General features: G+C 73.3%; 16 protein-coding genes. 11 read left to right on the top strand and 5 right to left on the bottom strand.

The annotated features are described in order from the left end of the window. Positions 1–272: 272 nt before the first annotated feature. On the bottom strand, positions 273–1,565 hold the full coding sequence (gene glsA, locus GQQ95_RS17585; protein ID WP_157428905.1) for a glutaminase A: 1,293 nt from the start codon (positions 1,563–1,565) through the stop codon (positions 273–275). A gap of 237 nt (positions 1,566–1,802) precedes the next feature. Here glsA and GQQ95_RS17580 point away from each other — a divergent pair, with 237 nt between their 5' ends. From GQQ95_RS17580 to GQQ95_RS17540, 9 genes are all read left to right on the top strand, one after another. Continuing rightward, on the top strand, positions 1,803–2,987 hold the full coding sequence (locus tag GQQ95_RS17580) for an NAD(P)/FAD-dependent oxidoreductase (RefSeq protein WP_157428904.1): 1,185 nt from the start codon (positions 1,803–1,805) through the stop codon (positions 2,985–2,987). Beyond that, positions 2,987–3,310 carry a (2Fe-2S)-binding protein gene (locus tag GQQ95_RS17575; protein WP_157428903.1) on the top strand — a complete coding sequence of 108 codons (324 nt, stop codon included), beginning with the start codon at positions 2,987–2,989 and terminating at the stop codon, positions 3,308–3,310. Before GQQ95_RS17580 ends, GQQ95_RS17575 begins: the two co-directional genes overlap by 1 nt. Next, the gene (locus tag GQQ95_RS17570; RefSeq protein WP_157428902.1) at positions 3,307–4,878 is read left to right on the top strand and encodes an NAD(P)/FAD-dependent oxidoreductase; all 1,572 of its coding nucleotides are present in this window, start codon (positions 3,307–3,309) and stop codon (positions 4,876–4,878) included. The genes GQQ95_RS17575 and GQQ95_RS17570 overlap by 4 nt, the downstream gene beginning before the upstream one ends. Beyond that, a complete protein-coding gene (locus GQQ95_RS17565; RefSeq protein ID WP_157428901.1) occupies positions 4,875–5,792 on the top strand; it encodes a dihydrodipicolinate synthase family protein in 918 nt (305 codons plus the stop codon). Before GQQ95_RS17570 ends, GQQ95_RS17565 begins: the two co-directional genes overlap by 4 nt. 39 nt (positions 5,793–5,831) lie before the next feature. Beyond that, entirely contained in the window at positions 5,832–6,833 is a 1,002-nt protein-coding gene (locus GQQ95_RS17560; RefSeq protein ID WP_157428900.1) for a proline racemase family protein, read from the top strand. Positions 6,834–6,873: 40 nt separating this feature from the next. Then, positions 6,874–8,358 (top strand): aldehyde dehydrogenase (NADP(+)), encoded by a 1,485-nt coding sequence (locus GQQ95_RS17555; RefSeq protein ID WP_157428899.1) that lies wholly within the window; start codon positions 6,874–6,876, stop codon positions 8,356–8,358. Between the two features lie 103 nt (positions 8,359–8,461). Then, the gene (locus tag GQQ95_RS17550; protein WP_157428898.1) at positions 8,462–8,731 is read left to right on the top strand and encodes a GlsB/YeaQ/YmgE family stress response membrane protein; all 270 of its coding nucleotides are present in this window, start codon (positions 8,462–8,464) and stop codon (positions 8,729–8,731) included. A gap of 141 nt (positions 8,732–8,872) precedes the next feature. After that, entirely contained in the window at positions 8,873–9,163 is a 291-nt protein-coding gene (locus GQQ95_RS17545; RefSeq protein WP_157428897.1) for a DUF6412 domain-containing protein, read from the top strand. A 98-nt stretch (positions 9,164–9,261) separates the two neighbouring features. Further along, the gene (locus GQQ95_RS17540) at positions 9,262–10,086 is read left to right on the top strand and encodes a YidC/Oxa1 family membrane protein insertase (RefSeq protein ID WP_157428896.1); all 825 of its coding nucleotides are present in this window, start codon (positions 9,262–9,264) and stop codon (positions 10,084–10,086) included. Positions 10,087–10,101: 15 nt separating this feature from the next. On the opposite strand, the gene GQQ95_RS17535 is transcribed toward GQQ95_RS17540, so the two are convergent. Then, positions 10,102–10,845 carry a glutamine amidotransferase gene (locus tag GQQ95_RS17535; protein ID WP_157428895.1) on the bottom strand — a complete coding sequence of 248 codons (744 nt, stop codon included), beginning with the start codon at positions 10,843–10,845 and terminating at the stop codon, positions 10,102–10,104. After that, positions 10,842–11,564: a LysR family substrate-binding domain-containing protein gene (locus tag GQQ95_RS17530; RefSeq protein ID WP_157428894.1), complete on the bottom strand. Its 723-nt coding sequence runs from the start codon at positions 11,562–11,564 to the stop codon at positions 10,842–10,844. Before GQQ95_RS17530 ends, GQQ95_RS17535 begins: the two co-directional genes overlap by 4 nt. Before the next feature lie 199 nt (positions 11,565–11,763). Here GQQ95_RS17530 and GQQ95_RS17525 point away from each other — a divergent pair, with 199 nt between their 5' ends. Next, a complete protein-coding gene (locus GQQ95_RS17525; protein ID WP_157428910.1) occupies positions 11,764–12,174 on the top strand; it encodes a DUF5997 family protein in 411 nt (136 codons plus the stop codon). Between the two features lie 122 nt (positions 12,175–12,296). On the opposite strand, the gene GQQ95_RS17520 is transcribed toward GQQ95_RS17525, so the two are convergent. After that, a complete protein-coding gene (locus GQQ95_RS17520) occupies positions 12,297–12,944 on the bottom strand; it encodes an alpha/beta hydrolase (protein WP_157428893.1) in 648 nt (215 codons plus the stop codon). Between the two features lie 34 nt (positions 12,945–12,978). Between GQQ95_RS17520 and GQQ95_RS17515 the strand changes: the two genes are divergently transcribed. Further along, positions 12,979–13,563: an NUDIX hydrolase family protein gene (locus GQQ95_RS17515; protein WP_157428892.1), complete on the top strand. Its 585-nt coding sequence runs from the start codon at positions 12,979–12,981 to the stop codon at positions 13,561–13,563. On the opposite strand, the gene GQQ95_RS17510 is transcribed toward GQQ95_RS17515, so the two are convergent. Next, on the bottom strand, positions 13,530–14,066 hold the full coding sequence (locus tag GQQ95_RS17510; RefSeq protein ID WP_157428891.1) for a nitroreductase/quinone reductase family protein: 537 nt from the start codon (positions 14,064–14,066) through the stop codon (positions 13,530–13,532). The two genes, GQQ95_RS17515 and GQQ95_RS17510, sit on opposite strands and share 34 nt — an antisense overlap. Positions 14,067–14,087: the final 21 nt, after the last annotated feature.

The raw sequence follows: 14,087 nt of genomic DNA, 5'->3' as shown, positions 1-14,087 counted from the left end.
GGATCCTTTCAGACCATGCCCCTGACCAATCGCAGCCAGAAACCGCACCGCCGCAGGAGAAGAGAACGACAACACCACGAGCAACAACCTCCAAGAAGGGGTGTTGCATCGATCAATAGAATCCGGGCACGTCTACTGCAACACACATCGATTCCCAAGCAAATGTCCAGTTGGACACATCGGTGATAAGTCCAGTGGGAACTGGACAGTAGCGGCGGACGGGCCGCCGCCCGTTGCGCGCGCCGGCGCCAGTCGAGGGGCGTGGTGCGGCCTCAGCCGCCGAGCACCCCGGCGGGATCGTGCAGCTGCACCCTGGCGCGGCCGCCGGAGGTCTCGCCGAGTGAAGTCGACGCCCACTCGAAGATGCGGGCAGCCGGCTCCCCGACCCTCGTCACCGCCGCGAAGTCGAGCGTGAGCCCGCGTCCGGACTCGAGAATCGGCAGGAGGCGGGTGAGCACCTCCTCGGCGTCGCCGAAGGTGAGTTCGCCGCGCAGGACCGCAGTGACGTCGCCGGCGTCCGCGGCATGCGGGGTCCCCGAGGCGGCGTCCGGCGCGCCCGGGCTGCCGATCGCGATCTCCGCGATCGGCGACAGGGGTGCGTCGCGGTGCTCGAGCATGTGCAGGCCGTGCCGCTCGCTGAGGGACTCGAGCATCGAGATGCCGCGCACGCTGTTGCCGCGGGCGTCCAGCCGCGGGCTGAACGTGCCGATGCCGAACTGCTCGGGCTGGAGCGCGGCGATGCCCCCGCCGACGCCGCTCTTGGCGGGGAGGCCGACGCGGACGAGCCATTCGCCGGAGGCGTCGTACATGCCGCAGCTGGTCATGACCGCGGTCGTCCAGCGCGCCACGTCCTCGCGGACGACGCGTTCGCGAGTCACGGGGTTCACGCCGCCGCCGGCGAGCGTCGCCGCCATGATCGCGAGGTCCCTGGCGTTCACGTTCACCGCGCACTGGCGGAAGTACGCCGTGGTCGCCACGTCGGAGGTCGAGGCGAGCGTGCCGGCGGATCGGGCGAGGTAGGCGAGCGCGCGGTTGCGGTCGCCGGTCGCGACCTCGGACTCGAACACCGCCTCGTCGACGTCGAGGCTGCGCCCCGCGAACGCCGAGAGCCCGGCCCCGATGACCTGGAACTTCTCCTCGGCGCTGTCGCCCCGGATGAGCGAGGACGACACGATCGCGCCCGCGTTGATCATCGGGTTCAGCGGCCGGCCGGTCTGCTCGTCGAGGCTGATGGCGTTGAACGGCTCGCCGCTGGGTTCGAGGCCGACGTGGCGCATCACCTCGGCGAGGCCGTGCTGCTCGAGCGCGAGGGCGAAGACGAAGGGCTTGGACACCGACTGGATCGTGAACTCCGCGGCGCTGTCGCCCGCCTCGTGCACGGTGCCGCGCACGCTCGCGAGGGCGATGCCGAGCTGCTCGGGATCCTGGACGGCGAGCTCCGGGATGTAGGTGGCCACCGCGCCGGACGCCTCGGGCCGGGCGTGCTCGAGCACCGAGTCGAGCACGGCGGCGAACGCCGAGCTCAGTGGAGACGGCGGGTTCTGGGCGATCTCGTCGGCAGGCATGGGCTCAGCCTAGGACCGGGCGACGGCCGCGGCGCGGGGCCCGGGCGCGGCGCGGCGCGGGCGCGCATGGCGCCGTGGGCGTGCCGCTTGCGCCCCCGCTGGATCGCCACGACACTGAACGCACCGCGACACCGAACGCGTCAGCCGGCCGAGGGCGCGGCACGACCGTTGAATCCTCGATCGATATGTGACATATTACTGATGTCGAGATCCGAGACGAGAGCGAAGGAGGCGCCCATGGCCAGCGACGTCGTCATCGTGGGCGCCGGCATCGTCGGCGCGGCCTGCGCCCGCGCGCTCGCCGTCTCGGGACTGCGGGTCACGGTGCTCGAGCGCGGCGCCGCGGCATCCGGCACCAGCGCGAAGGGCGAGGGCAACCTCCTCGTCTCCGACAAGGGACCGGGCGCCGAGCTCGACCTCGCCGTCTACGCCGCGTCCCTCTGGCCGGCCCTCGTCGCGGAACTGGCGGACGAGCTCGGGCCCGCTTTCCCCGAGCTCGAGTACGAGCGCAAGGGCGGCCTCGTCGTGGCCACCACCGAGGCGGGCTCGGCGCCGCTCCTCGCGTTCGCCGCGAGCCAGCGGACTGCGGGCATCGATGCCAGGCCCGTCGCCCTCGGCACCGCCCTCGAACTCGAACCCTGGCTGAATCCCGCGATCACCGCAGCCGTCCACTACCCCGACGACGCGCAGGTGCAGCCCGTGATCGCGACCGAGGCCCTGCTCGCGTCGGCCCGCAACCACGGTGCGATCGTGCGCACCGGGGTCGAGGTCACGGGCGCGACGCGCGACGCAACCGGTCGCATCGTCGGCGTCACGACCACCGACGGCGACGTGGCGGCCGGGGCCGTGCTCATCGCAGCGGGTCCCTGGTCGGGCGAGGTCGCCCGTGCGTTCGGCGTCTCGCTGCCCGTCAGGCCCCGCCGCGGCATGGTGCTCGTCACCACGCGCATGCCGCACCGCGTCTTCCACAAGGTCTACGACGGCGACTACTTCGGTGCGACCCAGTCCTCGGATGCCGCGCTCCAGACCTCGAGCGTCGTCGAGTCCACCGCCGCCGGAACCGTGCTGCTCGGTTCCAGCCGCGAGCAGGTCGGGTTCGACGATCGGCTGCGCGTGGACGTCATCCGCGAGGTCGCGGCGAAGGCCCTGCGCCTCTTCCCGTTCCTCGCGGACGCGTCGATCATGCGCACGTACGGCGGCTTCCGCCCGTTCATGCCCGACCACCTCCCCGTCATCGGCGAGGATCACCGGGCGGCGGGCCTCTGGCACGCGAGCGGCCACGAGGGCGCCGGCATAGGGCTCTCCCTCGCGACGGCCGAGATGCTCGTCGCCCGCATGCGGGGCGAGGCCGCGCCGCTCGACGCGGCCCCGTTCGGCCTCGATCGGCCGACCCTGGCTCCCCACCTCGAGGAGGCCGCCTGATGGCCGCGCGCATCGTCCCGGCGAAGCGGGACCCCATCCGCCCTGCACCGGCGAACCCGATCGTCATCTCGATCGACGGCGATCCCGTCGCCGGCATCGAGGGGCAGACCATCGCCGGCGTCGTGCTCGCGAGCGGCCGGCTGGCCTGGCGGAGGACCTCCGTCGACGGTCGCCCCCGCGGCCTCTTCTGCGGCATCGGCGTGTGCTTCGACTGCATCGTGACCGTCAACGGCGAGCGCGACGTGCGTGCCTGCCAGCGGCGGGCCGGCGACGGCGACGTGGTCAGCAGCCAGCACGACGAGCTTCCCGAGGCGGCACGATGACCGCCGCGACCCCGGCACGCGGGCCCGGACCCGTCCCCACGCCGGCAGGCGCCGCCGCCGGCGCGCGCAGCGTGCTCGTCGTGGGGGCCGGCCCCGCCGGGCTCGCCGCCGCTCGCGCCGCACGCGAGCGCGGGGCATCCGTGGTCCTGCTCGACGCGTCCGACGCCACCGGCGGCCAGTACTGGCGCCACCTGCCGGACTCCCGCCCGTCGGCGAACGAGCGCGTGCTGCACCACGGGTGGTCGACGTACCGCTCGCTGCACGAGGAGCTCGAACGCGACCCCGGCTGCGAGACCGTGCTCGGCGCGCAGGTCTGGGCGATCGAGCGAGCGGATGCCCCCGGCACGGCCGCCCCCGTCGCCGTGCACGTGCTCGTGGGGCCGCCCGACGGCAGCCGCCGCGTCGGCCGCACGTTCCGTCCCGACGCGCTCGTGCTCGCCATCGGCGCGCACGACCGCACGCTCCCGTTCCCGGGCTGGGACCTGCCCGGCGTGTTCACCGCGGGCGCCGCCCAGGCGTTCGCGAAGGGCGAGCGGGTCGCGCTCGGCGAGCGCGTCGTCGTCGCGGGCGCCGGTCCATTCCTGCTGCCCGTCGCGGCGTCGGTCGCCGCGACCGGCGCGAAGGTGCTCGGCGTCTACGAGGCCGGACGCGTGAAGGGCCTCGTGAGGGGCTGGCTGCCGAAGCCGTGGCAGCTCATCGGCGCGGCGAAGAAGGGCGGCGAGCTCGCGGGCTACGTCGGCACGCACCTGCGCCACCGCATCCCCTACGTGACCGGCCGAGCCGTCATCGCCGCGCACGGCACCGACCGGGTCGAGGCCGTCACGATCGCGAGCGTCGACGCCGACTGGGCGCCGATCCCCGGCACCGAACGTCGCGTCGAGACCGACTCCGTGTGCGTCAGCCACGGCTTCACGCCGCGCCTCGAACTGCCGATCGCCGCGGGCTGCGACCTGACCGCCGACCGGTTCGTCCGCGTCGACGAGGGTCAGCAGACGAGTGTGCCCGGCGTCTACGCGGCCGGCGAGATCACCGGCATCGGCGGCGTCGACGCCGCCCTCGCCGAGGGCGAGATCGCGGGGCACGTGGCCTCCGGCGGCAGTGCGCGCGACACCGACCTGGCAGAGGCGATCGGCGCACGGCGCACGTTCACCGGCTTCGCGGCGCGCATCGAGGCGGCGCACGGCATCCGCCGCGGCTGGACGGGCTGGCTCGAGGACGACACGATCGTCTGCCGCTGCGAGGAGGTCCCGTACGGGCGGCTCCGCGAGACGCGCGAGGCCACGTGCGGCAGCGGCCTCCGGTCGATGAAGCTCACGACCCGCGCCGGGCTCGGCATCTGCCAGGGACGCGTCTGCGGGCGCACGGTCGAGGAGCTCCTCGGCGGCGCGGCATCCGACCCTGCGGCATCCGCTCCTGCGGCATCCGCTCCTGCGGCGTCGGGCCCCGCGGCCTCCGTCACGACCGACCGCCGCCCCATCGCCTCCCCCCTCCGCATCGGCGAGCTCGCCGCCGGCCCCGACCTCACCCGCTCCTCCACCACCAGCAACGTCCAGAAGGGACACCCATGACCACGCAGAAGTTCGACCTCGGCGGCGTCGTCGTCGCCACGACCCTCGCCTTCAAGGAGGACGCCTCCGCGCCCGCCGGCCTCGCCGTCGACTACGACCGCTTCGCCGAGCACTGCGACTTCCTCATCTCGAACGGATGCCGCGGCGTCGGCCCCAACGGGTCGCTCGGCGAGTACTCGAGCCTGACCGACGAGGAGCGCCGCAAGGTCATCCAGGTCGCCGTCGAGGCGGTCGACGGCCGGGGGCTCGTCGTGGCCGGCGTGCACGGCGTGGGCTGGCACCAGGCCGTGCAGTGGGCCGAGTACGCCAAGGAGGACGGCGCCGACGGCGTGCTGCTGCTCCCGCCGACCATCTACCGCGCGAACCGCGCCGAGGTCATCGAGCACTACACGCGCGTGAACGAGGTCGGGCTGCCGATCATGCTCTACAACAACCCGTTCGACACCAAGGTCGACTTGACGCCCGACCTCGTCGCCGAGCTCGCCCAGCTCGAGAACGTCGTCGCGATCAAGGAGTTCACGGCCGACATCCGCCGGGTGCTCGAGATCAAGGAACTCTGCGACATCGACGTCATCGCCGGCGCCGACGACCTGCTCTTCGAGTCCCTCGTGGTCGGCGCGACCGGCTGGTTCGCGGGCTACCCGAATGCGTTCCCGAAGGAGGCCGTCGAGATCTACGACCTCGTCAAGGCCGGCCGCATCGAGGAGGCCCGCACGCTCTACACGCAGCTCGTCGCCGTCTTCCGCTGGGACTCCAAGACCGAGTTCGTGCAGGCCATCAAGCTGTCCATCGACATCGCGGGGCAGAGTTACGGTGGACCGACGCGTCCTCCGCGCGGCCCGCTGTCGGCCGAGCACGAGGCGCACGTGCGCCGCGACACGCAGAGGGCGCTCGACTACATCGCGAGCCGCTGAGCCCGCGCTGACGCCGACCGAAGGGCTGGAGGAGGACACATGCGCTCGAACCGGGTCATCTCGGCCGTCGACTCGCACACCGAGGGGATGCCGACCCGCGTCGTGACCGGCGGGGTCGGGGTCATCCCCGGTGCGACGATGAACGAGAAGCGGCTCCACTTCATGGAGCACCTCGACGACCTGCGGCTGTTCCTCATGAACGAGCCGCGCGGGCACGCCGCGATGAGCGGCGCGATCCTCCAGCCCTCGACCCGCCCCGACTGCGACTGGGGCGTCGTCTACATCGAGGTCAGCGGATGCCTCCCGATGTGCGGCCACGGCACCATCGGCGTCGCGACCGTGCTCGTCGAGACCGGCATGGTCGAGGTCGTCGAGCCCGTCACCGAGATCCGCCTGGACACGCCCGCCGGGCTCGTGATCGCGCGCGTCGCGGTGAGCGACGGCCACGCCGACTCGGTCACGATCGAGAACGTGCCGAGCTACGTCGACGTGCTCGACGCCACCGTCGAGGTGCCGGGCTACGGCACGATCCCGTACTCGATGGCCTTCGGCGGCAACTTCTACGCCATGGTCGACCTCGACGCGGTCGGCCTGCCCTACCAGCGCTCGCGCCAGCAGGACATCATCGCCGCGGGCCTCGCCATCATGGCGGCCATCAACGAGACGGCTCCGCCGCGGCATCCGTCGATCGAGGGACTCGACCACTGCCACCACGTCGAGTTCATCGCCCCGGGGTCGGATGCCGCGCTGTCGCGCCACGCCATGGCCATCCACCCCGGCTGGTTCGACCGGTCGCCGTGCGGCACCGGCACGTCCGCCCGCATGGCCGAGCTCTGGGCGCGCGGCGAGCTCGCGCTCGACACCGACTTCGTCAACGAGTCGTTCATCGGCAGTCGCTTCGTCGGCCGCCTGATCGCCGAGACCGAGGTCGACGGGCGCCCCGCCGTGATCCCGACGATCACGGGTCGCGCGTGGGTCACCGGAACCGCGCAGTACCTGCTCGACCCGAGCGACCCGTTCCCGACCGGCTTCCAGTTCTAGCGCCGCACGCCGGCACCCGAGCACCACCCGCAGGAGAGACATGACCCCCGAGCTCGAGACCATCGCCGCGAACGCCGCGGCCGCCGCCCAGCCGTTCGCCGACACGAATCCGCGAGACCGGGCCCGAGCGCTCGTCGCCGTCGCCGATGCGCTCGAGGCGAACGCCGACCAGCTCGTGCCCGTCGCGATGGAGGAGACGGGACTCGCCGAGGCGCGCCTGCGGGGCGAGCTGCGTCGCACGGCCGTGCAGCTCCGGCTCTTCGCGGAGACCATCGCCTCCGGCGCCTACCTCGACGTGCGCATCGACGTCGCCGACCCCGAGTTCGCACTCGGTCCGCGCGCCGACGTGCGCCGCTACCTGGTGCCGCTCGGGCCCGTCGTCAACTTCGCGGCGTCGAACTTCCCGTTCGCGTTCTCGGTCGCGGGCGGCGACACCGCCTCGGCGCTCGCCGCGGGGTGTCCCGTCATCCTCAAGGGCCACCCCGGTCACCCCGAGCTCACGGGGCGCACGGCGGCCGTGGTCGTCGAGGCGCTCGCCGCCGCGGGCATGCCCGACGGGGTCTTCCAGGTCGTCATGGGCCAGGAGGAGGGCGTCGCGATCCTGAAGGATCCGCGCGTGAAGGCCGGCTCGTTCACCGGCTCCATCCCGGCCGGCCAGTTCCTCGCCGGCATCGCCGCCTCGCGCGAGGTGCCGATCCCGTTCTTCGGGGAACTCGGCAGCCTGAACCCCGTCTTCGTCACCGAGGGCGCGCTCGCCGAGCGCCGCGACGAGCTCGTCGCCGGCCTCGTCACGAGCGTCAGCGGGTCGGCCGGCCAGCTCTGCACCAAGCCGGGCTTCGTGTTCGCGCCGACCGGGCACGGCATGGACCAGGGCGTCGCGGATGCCGCGGCATCCGTCGCACCGCACCGCCTCCTGAACCCGCGCATCGCGGAGGGCTACGCGGCCAGGCGCGACGCGATCCTCGCGACCGCCGGCGTGCGACCGATCGCCGAGGGCCGGGTCGAGGTCGACGGCTCCGGCCAGGGCTGGGTCACGCCGACGATCGTCGCCGTCTCCCTCGACGACCTCCTGGCCTCGCGGGAGACCCTGCTCGAGGAGTCCTTCGGCCCGCTCGCCGTGCTCGTCGAGGCCGCGCCGTCGACCGACCTCGCCGCGCTCGTGCCGACGCTGCTCGAGGGCAACCTGACGGCGACCGTGCACGCCGCCGCCGACGAGACCACGCCCGAGCTCCGGGCGCTCGTCCGGGTGCTCACCGAGCACGCCGGGCGCGTGCTGTTCGGCGGCTGGCCGACCGGGGTGGCCGTGACCCCGGCCATGCAGCACGGCGGACCGTGGCCGGCCACGACGAACGACTCCTCGACCTCGGTGGGCTCGGCGGCGATCACCCGCTTCCTCCGACCGGTCGCCTACCAGGGGGCTCCCGAGGCGCTGCTCCCCGAGCCGCTGCAGACCGCGAACCCCTGGGGCGTCCCGCAGGCGATCTCGGGCGCGGGGGAGTCGACCAGGTGGGGCGCCGGGCTCTGACCGCGTGCCCCATATAGCGGCGCGGCGGGGCCTCGCGCAAGGTCTTGCGGGCGTACCGTGCCGAGTGGAACGCTGAAGTTCCCCCTATTCGAAGGAGCATCACATGAGTTTCCTCGGTTTCCTCCTGCTCGGCCTGATCGCCGGTGCCATCGCGAAGCTGATCCTGCCCGGCAAGCAGGGCGGCGGATGGTTCATCACGCTGCTGCTCGGCGTCGTCGGGGCTCTCCTCGGCGGTTGGCTCGGCAGCCTCATCCTCAACCGCCCGCTGACCGAGTTCTGGGACCTCGGCACCTGGCTCCTCGCGATCGCCGGCTCGATCATCGTGCTGCTGATCTACGGCTTCGCCACGCGCAACAGCCGCAGCGCGGCCTGACCCGCGGCACCACCTCACGCGAACGAGCGGATGACGGCGAACGCCGTCATCCGCTCGTTCGCGTTCCGGCGGGCCCGCGCCGCCCAGTGCTAGCGTGAAGGGGCGGACCGGCCGAGCCCCGTCGCACGAGAGGAGACCGACATGGACCACGTCGTCGCACTCCTCCGGCTGATCCAGGGCGTGCTCGAGCCGCAGCTCGCGGGCGATGCGCACGTCTCACTGCTCGTCATCGGCGCACTCGGCATCGCCGCGGTCGCCGTCGTCGTCATCGCGCACCGCGCCGTCCCCGCGCTCGTCGGCGCCGACCCGACCGGCGCCTCCCTGCGGCTGCGCCAGACCGCCGATCCGGGCCGGCTCATCTCCCAGAGCGATCCCGATGCGGCTGGGCGCCCGCGCCCCAGGGCGCCGGGGCGCGGCATCCCGGCCGCGTAGCGACATCCGCCCCTCGACCCGCGCCTGCGGGCTCAGCGGCGACCCCTGCCCTCGCGGCCAGACGGATCCCACCTCCGCTCCCACCGCAAGGACGCCCTGTGAACCTCTACGACTTCCCGCCCATCGCCGCCGTGCTCGACGTCGCATACGCGATGCTCATGGCCATCTCCGACCTGCTCGAACCCCTCGCGGGCAGCGCGAGCGCCGCGCTCGCCGTCGTGCTCGTGACCCTGCTCGTGCGCACGGCGCTCATCCCGGTCGGCATCTCGCAGGCCAAGGCCGAGCGCATGCGAGCGCGGCTCGCACCGAAGCTCGCCGAACTGCAGCGCAAGCACAAGAAGAACCCCGAGCGCCTGCAGCGCGAGATGATGGCGCTCTACGCCGAGGAGGGCACCTCGCCCCTGGCCGGCTGCCTGCCGATGCTCGTGCAGATCCCGGTCGTCGGCGTCATCTACGCGCTCTTCATCCTGCCCGTGATCGCCGGGCACCCGAACGACCTCCTGACGCACACGCTGTTCGGCGTCCCGCTGGGCTCCAGCCTCGCGGGCTCGATCGTCGCCGGGTCGGCGACGCCGGCCACCTGGGCGGTCTTCGGGACGATCGTGCTGCTCATCGCCCTCGTCGGCGAGGTCACGCGTCGCGCGTTCCGGCCCACGCCCGGCGCACCCGCACCGCTTCCGGTGCCGAGCGCGTCGGCCGGAGGCGCCGCGGGCGCCGGCGCGATGTCGCCGGAGGGCCTGGCTCGCATGCAGGGCATGCTCGGGCTCCTGCAGTTCATCACCGCGGTCGTGGCGATGTTCGTGCCGCTCGCCGCGGCGATCTACCTGCTCGTGACGGTCGCGTGGACGCTCGGACAGCGGCTCGTGCTGCGGCGGATGTATCCGGCGGTGCCGCCGCAGACGCCGCCTCCGCTCCCCGCGTGAGGCGGGGCCGGCCGGTCAGGCGCCGGCGAGCTCGGCGAAGCGCCGGAGCAGCAACTGGGGTGCGGTGACGGATGCCGCGGCCAGCCGCTCGCTCACGGCGCGCAGTTCCGCCGCGGGGAAGTACCCGTGGTGGCGGTAGACGTTCGCGCGCGCGATGAACTCGTCCGCGGTGACCTCCGGATGGAACTGCGTCGCGTACACGCCGCTCGCGCCCACCCGGTAGACCTGCACCGGGCACCCGGCGGAGGACGCCAGGAGCGTGGCGTCGGCCGGCAGCCGCTCCGTCGCCTCCTTGTGGCCGACGAGCGCGTCGAACCTGCGGGGGAGCACGCCGGTCAAGGCATCCTCGACGCCGGCGTCGGTGAGGGTGATCTCGACGGCGGCGGCGTCCTCGCCGTGGCGCGTGCCGACGGTGCCGCCCAGCAGGCGCGTGAGCACGCCGATCCCGTAGCAGGTGAAGAGCAGCGGATGCCCGCCGCCGAGGGCGGCCTCCGCGACGCGCGCGAGGTCGTCCTCGACGCGGCGCTGCACCGGATGCTTGTGCTCCTCCGCCGTGGTCACGTTGTACGGGCTGCCGCCGACGACCACGCCGGCGTAGCCCGACAGGTCCGTCGAGGGCAGCGACTCGACGTCGAGGCGCACGTGGTCGAGGCGCTCGGCGCCGACCCCCATGGCTCGCCGCACGGACTCGTACTCGGGGCCGACGGCCTCGATCTCGGGGCGTGCGGAGAGGAAGAGGAAGGGCCGGGAGCCGCTCATCGACCCCTCCTGCGGCTGCGCTGCTTGGCGCCGCCGCCGGTGCGCGGGGCCGGACGAGCCGGCTTGCCGCCCTTCGACTTCGCGCCCTTGCCGCCCTTGCCGGATTTCGCGGCCTCGGCGGCGCGGCGCTCGGCGGCGGCCTTCTTCGCCGCCTTCGCGGGCGAGAGCGCCGGCTCGTCGTCATCGCGTCCGCGCGAGCTCTTCGCCCCGCGGCCGCGGACGACGCCGACGAACTCCTGGATGTCGGCGTCGTCGCGCTCGAGCGTCCAGACGAGCGCGATGCGCGTCGTCGCGGCATCCGTCACCGGGATCGCGACGACGTCCTTGCGCGCGTGCAGCCGGGCGACGCCGTGCGGGACGATCGCGAGGCCCGTGCCGGCGGCGACGAGCTCGATGGTCATCGCCGCGTCGTCCTGCACCGGTGCGACCGGCTCGCCTTCGAGGTCGGCGAGGGTGACGGATGCCTCCTCGGCGAACGGGTGGTCCTTCGCGAGCACGGCGACGGGCTGCTCCTCCCACAGGGGGATGACGTGCAGGCCCTCGTCGTCGACGGGCAGGCGCACGAACGCGACGTCGACCTCGCCCTCGCGCAGGCCCGCGAGTTGGGCCGGCTCCTCGACGCGGAGCGCCTCGAGCGGCAGGTCGGGCCGTCGGTCGTTCCAGGCCCGCAGCCATCGTGCGGGGCTGACCCCGGCGACATAGCGCAGTTGCAGGGTCATCTCGCCCCCTCCTGTACCGCGGAAACGCCCACCACAGGCTATCGCGCCGCGCTGCGCGGTCGCTGCGTGCGGGATCCGGGCGTGCGGATGCCACGCGAGGAGCGGGTCGGCATCCGTCGCCCGGACCCGCCGCCCGGGCCCGCCGCATGCCGCACACAGGTGGACCGGCTAACGTGTGAGGGTGAACGCCTCCCAGTCGATGAAACCCGAGACCGCCGCCAAGAAGCTCGGGATCCTCCTCGACGCGACCCCCGAGGAGTTCCGCGAGGGCGTCGTCACGCGCGACGAGCTCGCGAAGCTGCAGGCCGACCCGCCCGAGTGGCTCGAGACGCTGCGCCGCGAGGGCCCGCACCCCCGCACGGTCGTGGCGGCCAAGCTCGGCATCTCGAACTCGGGCCTCGCCCGCGGCGGCGTGACCGAGCCGCTCACGAGTGCCGAGATCAAGTCCCTCCTCGAGGCGCCGCCGCAGTGGCTCGTGCAGGAGCGCGCGACGCAGGCCGCCGTTCGCCAGGAGAAGATCCGCGTCGCCGACCGCGACAAGGAGCGCGCCGCGCGGTGGGCCGCCGAGGGGCGCACCTCCGGCGGTGGCGGAGGCGGCGCCGGGGTCTGACGCCTGCCCCGAACTCAGGCCGACGTCGCCGAGTCAGGACGTTCTCGCCGGTTCCGTCCTGATCCGCGGCCGTTCGCCTGATTCCGCTGCGTGCCGTGCGTGAGACCGAGCCCGGATGTCGGTCAGGCGGTGTATTGCGCTCGCAGGAACGCCGCGGCATCCGCGAGCTCGAGCTCGGACACCGAGTGGGCGAGTCCCTCGTAGATGCGCTCGTCGAGCGATGAGTGCGCCGGGAGCCAGTCGCGCGTTCGCGAGATCGAGGCGTCCGGGATGACCGTGTCGGCCGTGCCCCGGCCCCAGAACACGGGAAGCGCGAGCTCGGCGAGCCGGGCATCGCCGTCGCCCTCACGATCGCCGGGCAGCACGAAGCCGGCCAGGCTCACGGCGAAGTCGAAGCGCTCGGGGGCACGTCGGAGCAGTTCGAGCGCCATGGCACCGCCCTGCGAGAACCCGAGCAGGCCGACGGGCGCACCGTCTGGCACGACGCGGTCGAGCCAGGCGAGGATCGCGTCGGTCGCGGCATCCGCCCCCTCGATCGAGAGCTCGGCGCCCTCGGCGAGCAGCGGGAACCAGGCGTAGCCGTAGCCGGCGTAGATCGGCGCCCGCACCGAGGCGATGACCGGCTGGAGCGGAAGGTAGGGCGAGAGGCCGAACAGGTCGCCCTCGTTCGAGTTGTAGCCGTGCAGGAGCACGAGGTGCGGACGCCCCGCGCGGTCGGCTGCCGACGCCGACCAGAGCACGGCCTCGTCGTCGATCTTCACTTCGCTCACCCGGCAACGCTACCCCGTGGGGCAGAATCGAGGAATGAGCGTGCGCACCCCCGACCCCGACTGGAACGGCGACGAGCCGGTGAACCAGCCGGCGCCGAACCCGACTCCCGGATGGCTGACCGACATCGAGCTCGCGGAGATCCGCGGCCGGCTGCCGCTGCTCTACGTCGAGGCCGTGCCCGTGCGCGTCGACGGGCTCGGGCAGGTCACCGAGGTCGGGGTGCTCCTCCGCGCCAACGCGGTGGGCGAGATGACCCGCACCCTCGTGTCGGGGCGCGTGATGTTCGGGGAGACCGTGCGCGACGCGCTGTTCCGTCACCTCGAGAAGGACCTCGGGCCGATGGCGTTCCCGCTGCTGCCGGCGAGCCCGGTGCCGTTCACCGTTGCCGAGTACTTCCCCATGCCGGGCATCTCGCCCTTCACCGACGAACGCCAGCATGCCGTGTCGCTCGTGTTCGTCGTGCCGGTGACCGGCACCTGCGAGCCGCGGCAGGACGCGCTCGAGGTCACCTGGATGGCGCCCGCCGACGCGGGTTCCGACGCCGTCGGCGATGAGTTCGAGGGCGGGCGCGGCCTGCTCGTCCGTCAGGCGCTGGCCTCGGTGGGCGTCCTGCGCTGACGCGCGTCGCGGGGTTCGAGCACGACGACCGCGGTCTCGCGGCTGCGTCGCGCCGAGAGGGCCTCGATGTCGTCGCCGTAGGTCTGCCAGGCCGACCACAGGCGTGCGCGCTCCATGCCGACCGCCGGTCGGGCCCGGACCGCACGGTGCCCGGTCGGCAGCACGACCGTGGCGTCCGGGTCGGCGAGCAGGTTGAGCCACCACGCGGGCTCGGGCTCCGCCCACCCGTTCATGGCGAGCGTCACGAGGTTCGGACCGTCCTCGAAGTACGCCACGATGACCGAGCGCTCACGGCCCGTGCGACGGCCCGTCGTTGTGAGGCGCATGGTCCCCCAGCGCTCGGGACGCGGCGGCCAGAGCCCCTTGCGCCCGCCCGTGACCCGGTAGATGCCGCGGTGCACGACCCAGGCGCTGCGCACGAACCAGCGCGGGGGAATCCGGGGCGTGCGCGCCGCCGGGGGTGGCAGCTCTCGAGCAGCGTCACTGTTGCGCGTCTGGTCCATGCGACACCGTCCTCCGCTCGT

This window comes from Agromyces salentinus (assembly GCF_009749395.1).
Classification (GTDB): Bacteria; Actinomycetota; Actinomycetes; order Actinomycetales; family Microbacteriaceae; genus Agromyces; species Agromyces salentinus.
This window is presented reverse-complemented; position numbering and strand designations above follow the sequence as displayed.

Bases quoted from the DNA above. Each gene is read 5' to 3' on its own strand.
- glsA (WP_157428905.1), bottom strand. From the start codon at position 1,565: ATGCCTGCCGACGAGATCGCCCAGAACCCGCCGTCTCCACTGAGCTCG.
- GQQ95_RS17580 (WP_157428904.1), top strand. From the start codon at position 1,803: ATGGCCAGCGACGTCGTCATCGTGGGCGCCGGCATCGTCGGCGCGGCC.
- GQQ95_RS17575 (WP_157428903.1), top strand. From the start codon at position 2,987: ATGGCCGCGCGCATCGTCCCGGCGAAGCGGGACCCCATCCGCCCTGCA.
- GQQ95_RS17570 (WP_157428902.1), top strand. From the start codon at position 3,307: ATGACCGCCGCGACCCCGGCACGCGGGCCCGGACCCGTCCCCACGCCG.
- GQQ95_RS17565 (WP_157428901.1), top strand. From the start codon at position 4,875: ATGACCACGCAGAAGTTCGACCTCGGCGGCGTCGTCGTCGCCACGACC.
- GQQ95_RS17560 (WP_157428900.1), top strand. From the start codon at position 5,832: ATGCGCTCGAACCGGGTCATCTCGGCCGTCGACTCGCACACCGAGGGG.
- GQQ95_RS17555 (WP_157428899.1), top strand. From the start codon at position 6,874: ATGACCCCCGAGCTCGAGACCATCGCCGCGAACGCCGCGGCCGCCGCC.
- GQQ95_RS17550 (WP_157428898.1), top strand. From the start codon at position 8,462: ATGAGTTTCCTCGGTTTCCTCCTGCTCGGCCTGATCGCCGGTGCCATC.
- GQQ95_RS17545 (WP_157428897.1), top strand. From the start codon at position 8,873: ATGGACCACGTCGTCGCACTCCTCCGGCTGATCCAGGGCGTGCTCGAG.
- GQQ95_RS17535 (WP_157428895.1), bottom strand. From the start codon at position 10,845: ATGAGCGGCTCCCGGCCCTTCCTCTTCCTCTCCGCACGCCCCGAGATC.
- GQQ95_RS17530 (WP_157428894.1), bottom strand. From the start codon at position 11,564: ATGACCCTGCAACTGCGCTATGTCGCCGGGGTCAGCCCCGCACGATGG.
- GQQ95_RS17525 (WP_157428910.1), top strand. From the start codon at position 11,764: ATGAAACCCGAGACCGCCGCCAAGAAGCTCGGGATCCTCCTCGACGCG.
- GQQ95_RS17515 (WP_157428892.1), top strand. From the start codon at position 12,979: ATGAGCGTGCGCACCCCCGACCCCGACTGGAACGGCGACGAGCCGGTG.
- GQQ95_RS17510 (WP_157428891.1), bottom strand. From the start codon at position 14,066: ATGGACCAGACGCGCAACAGTGACGCTGCTCGAGAGCTGCCACCCCCG.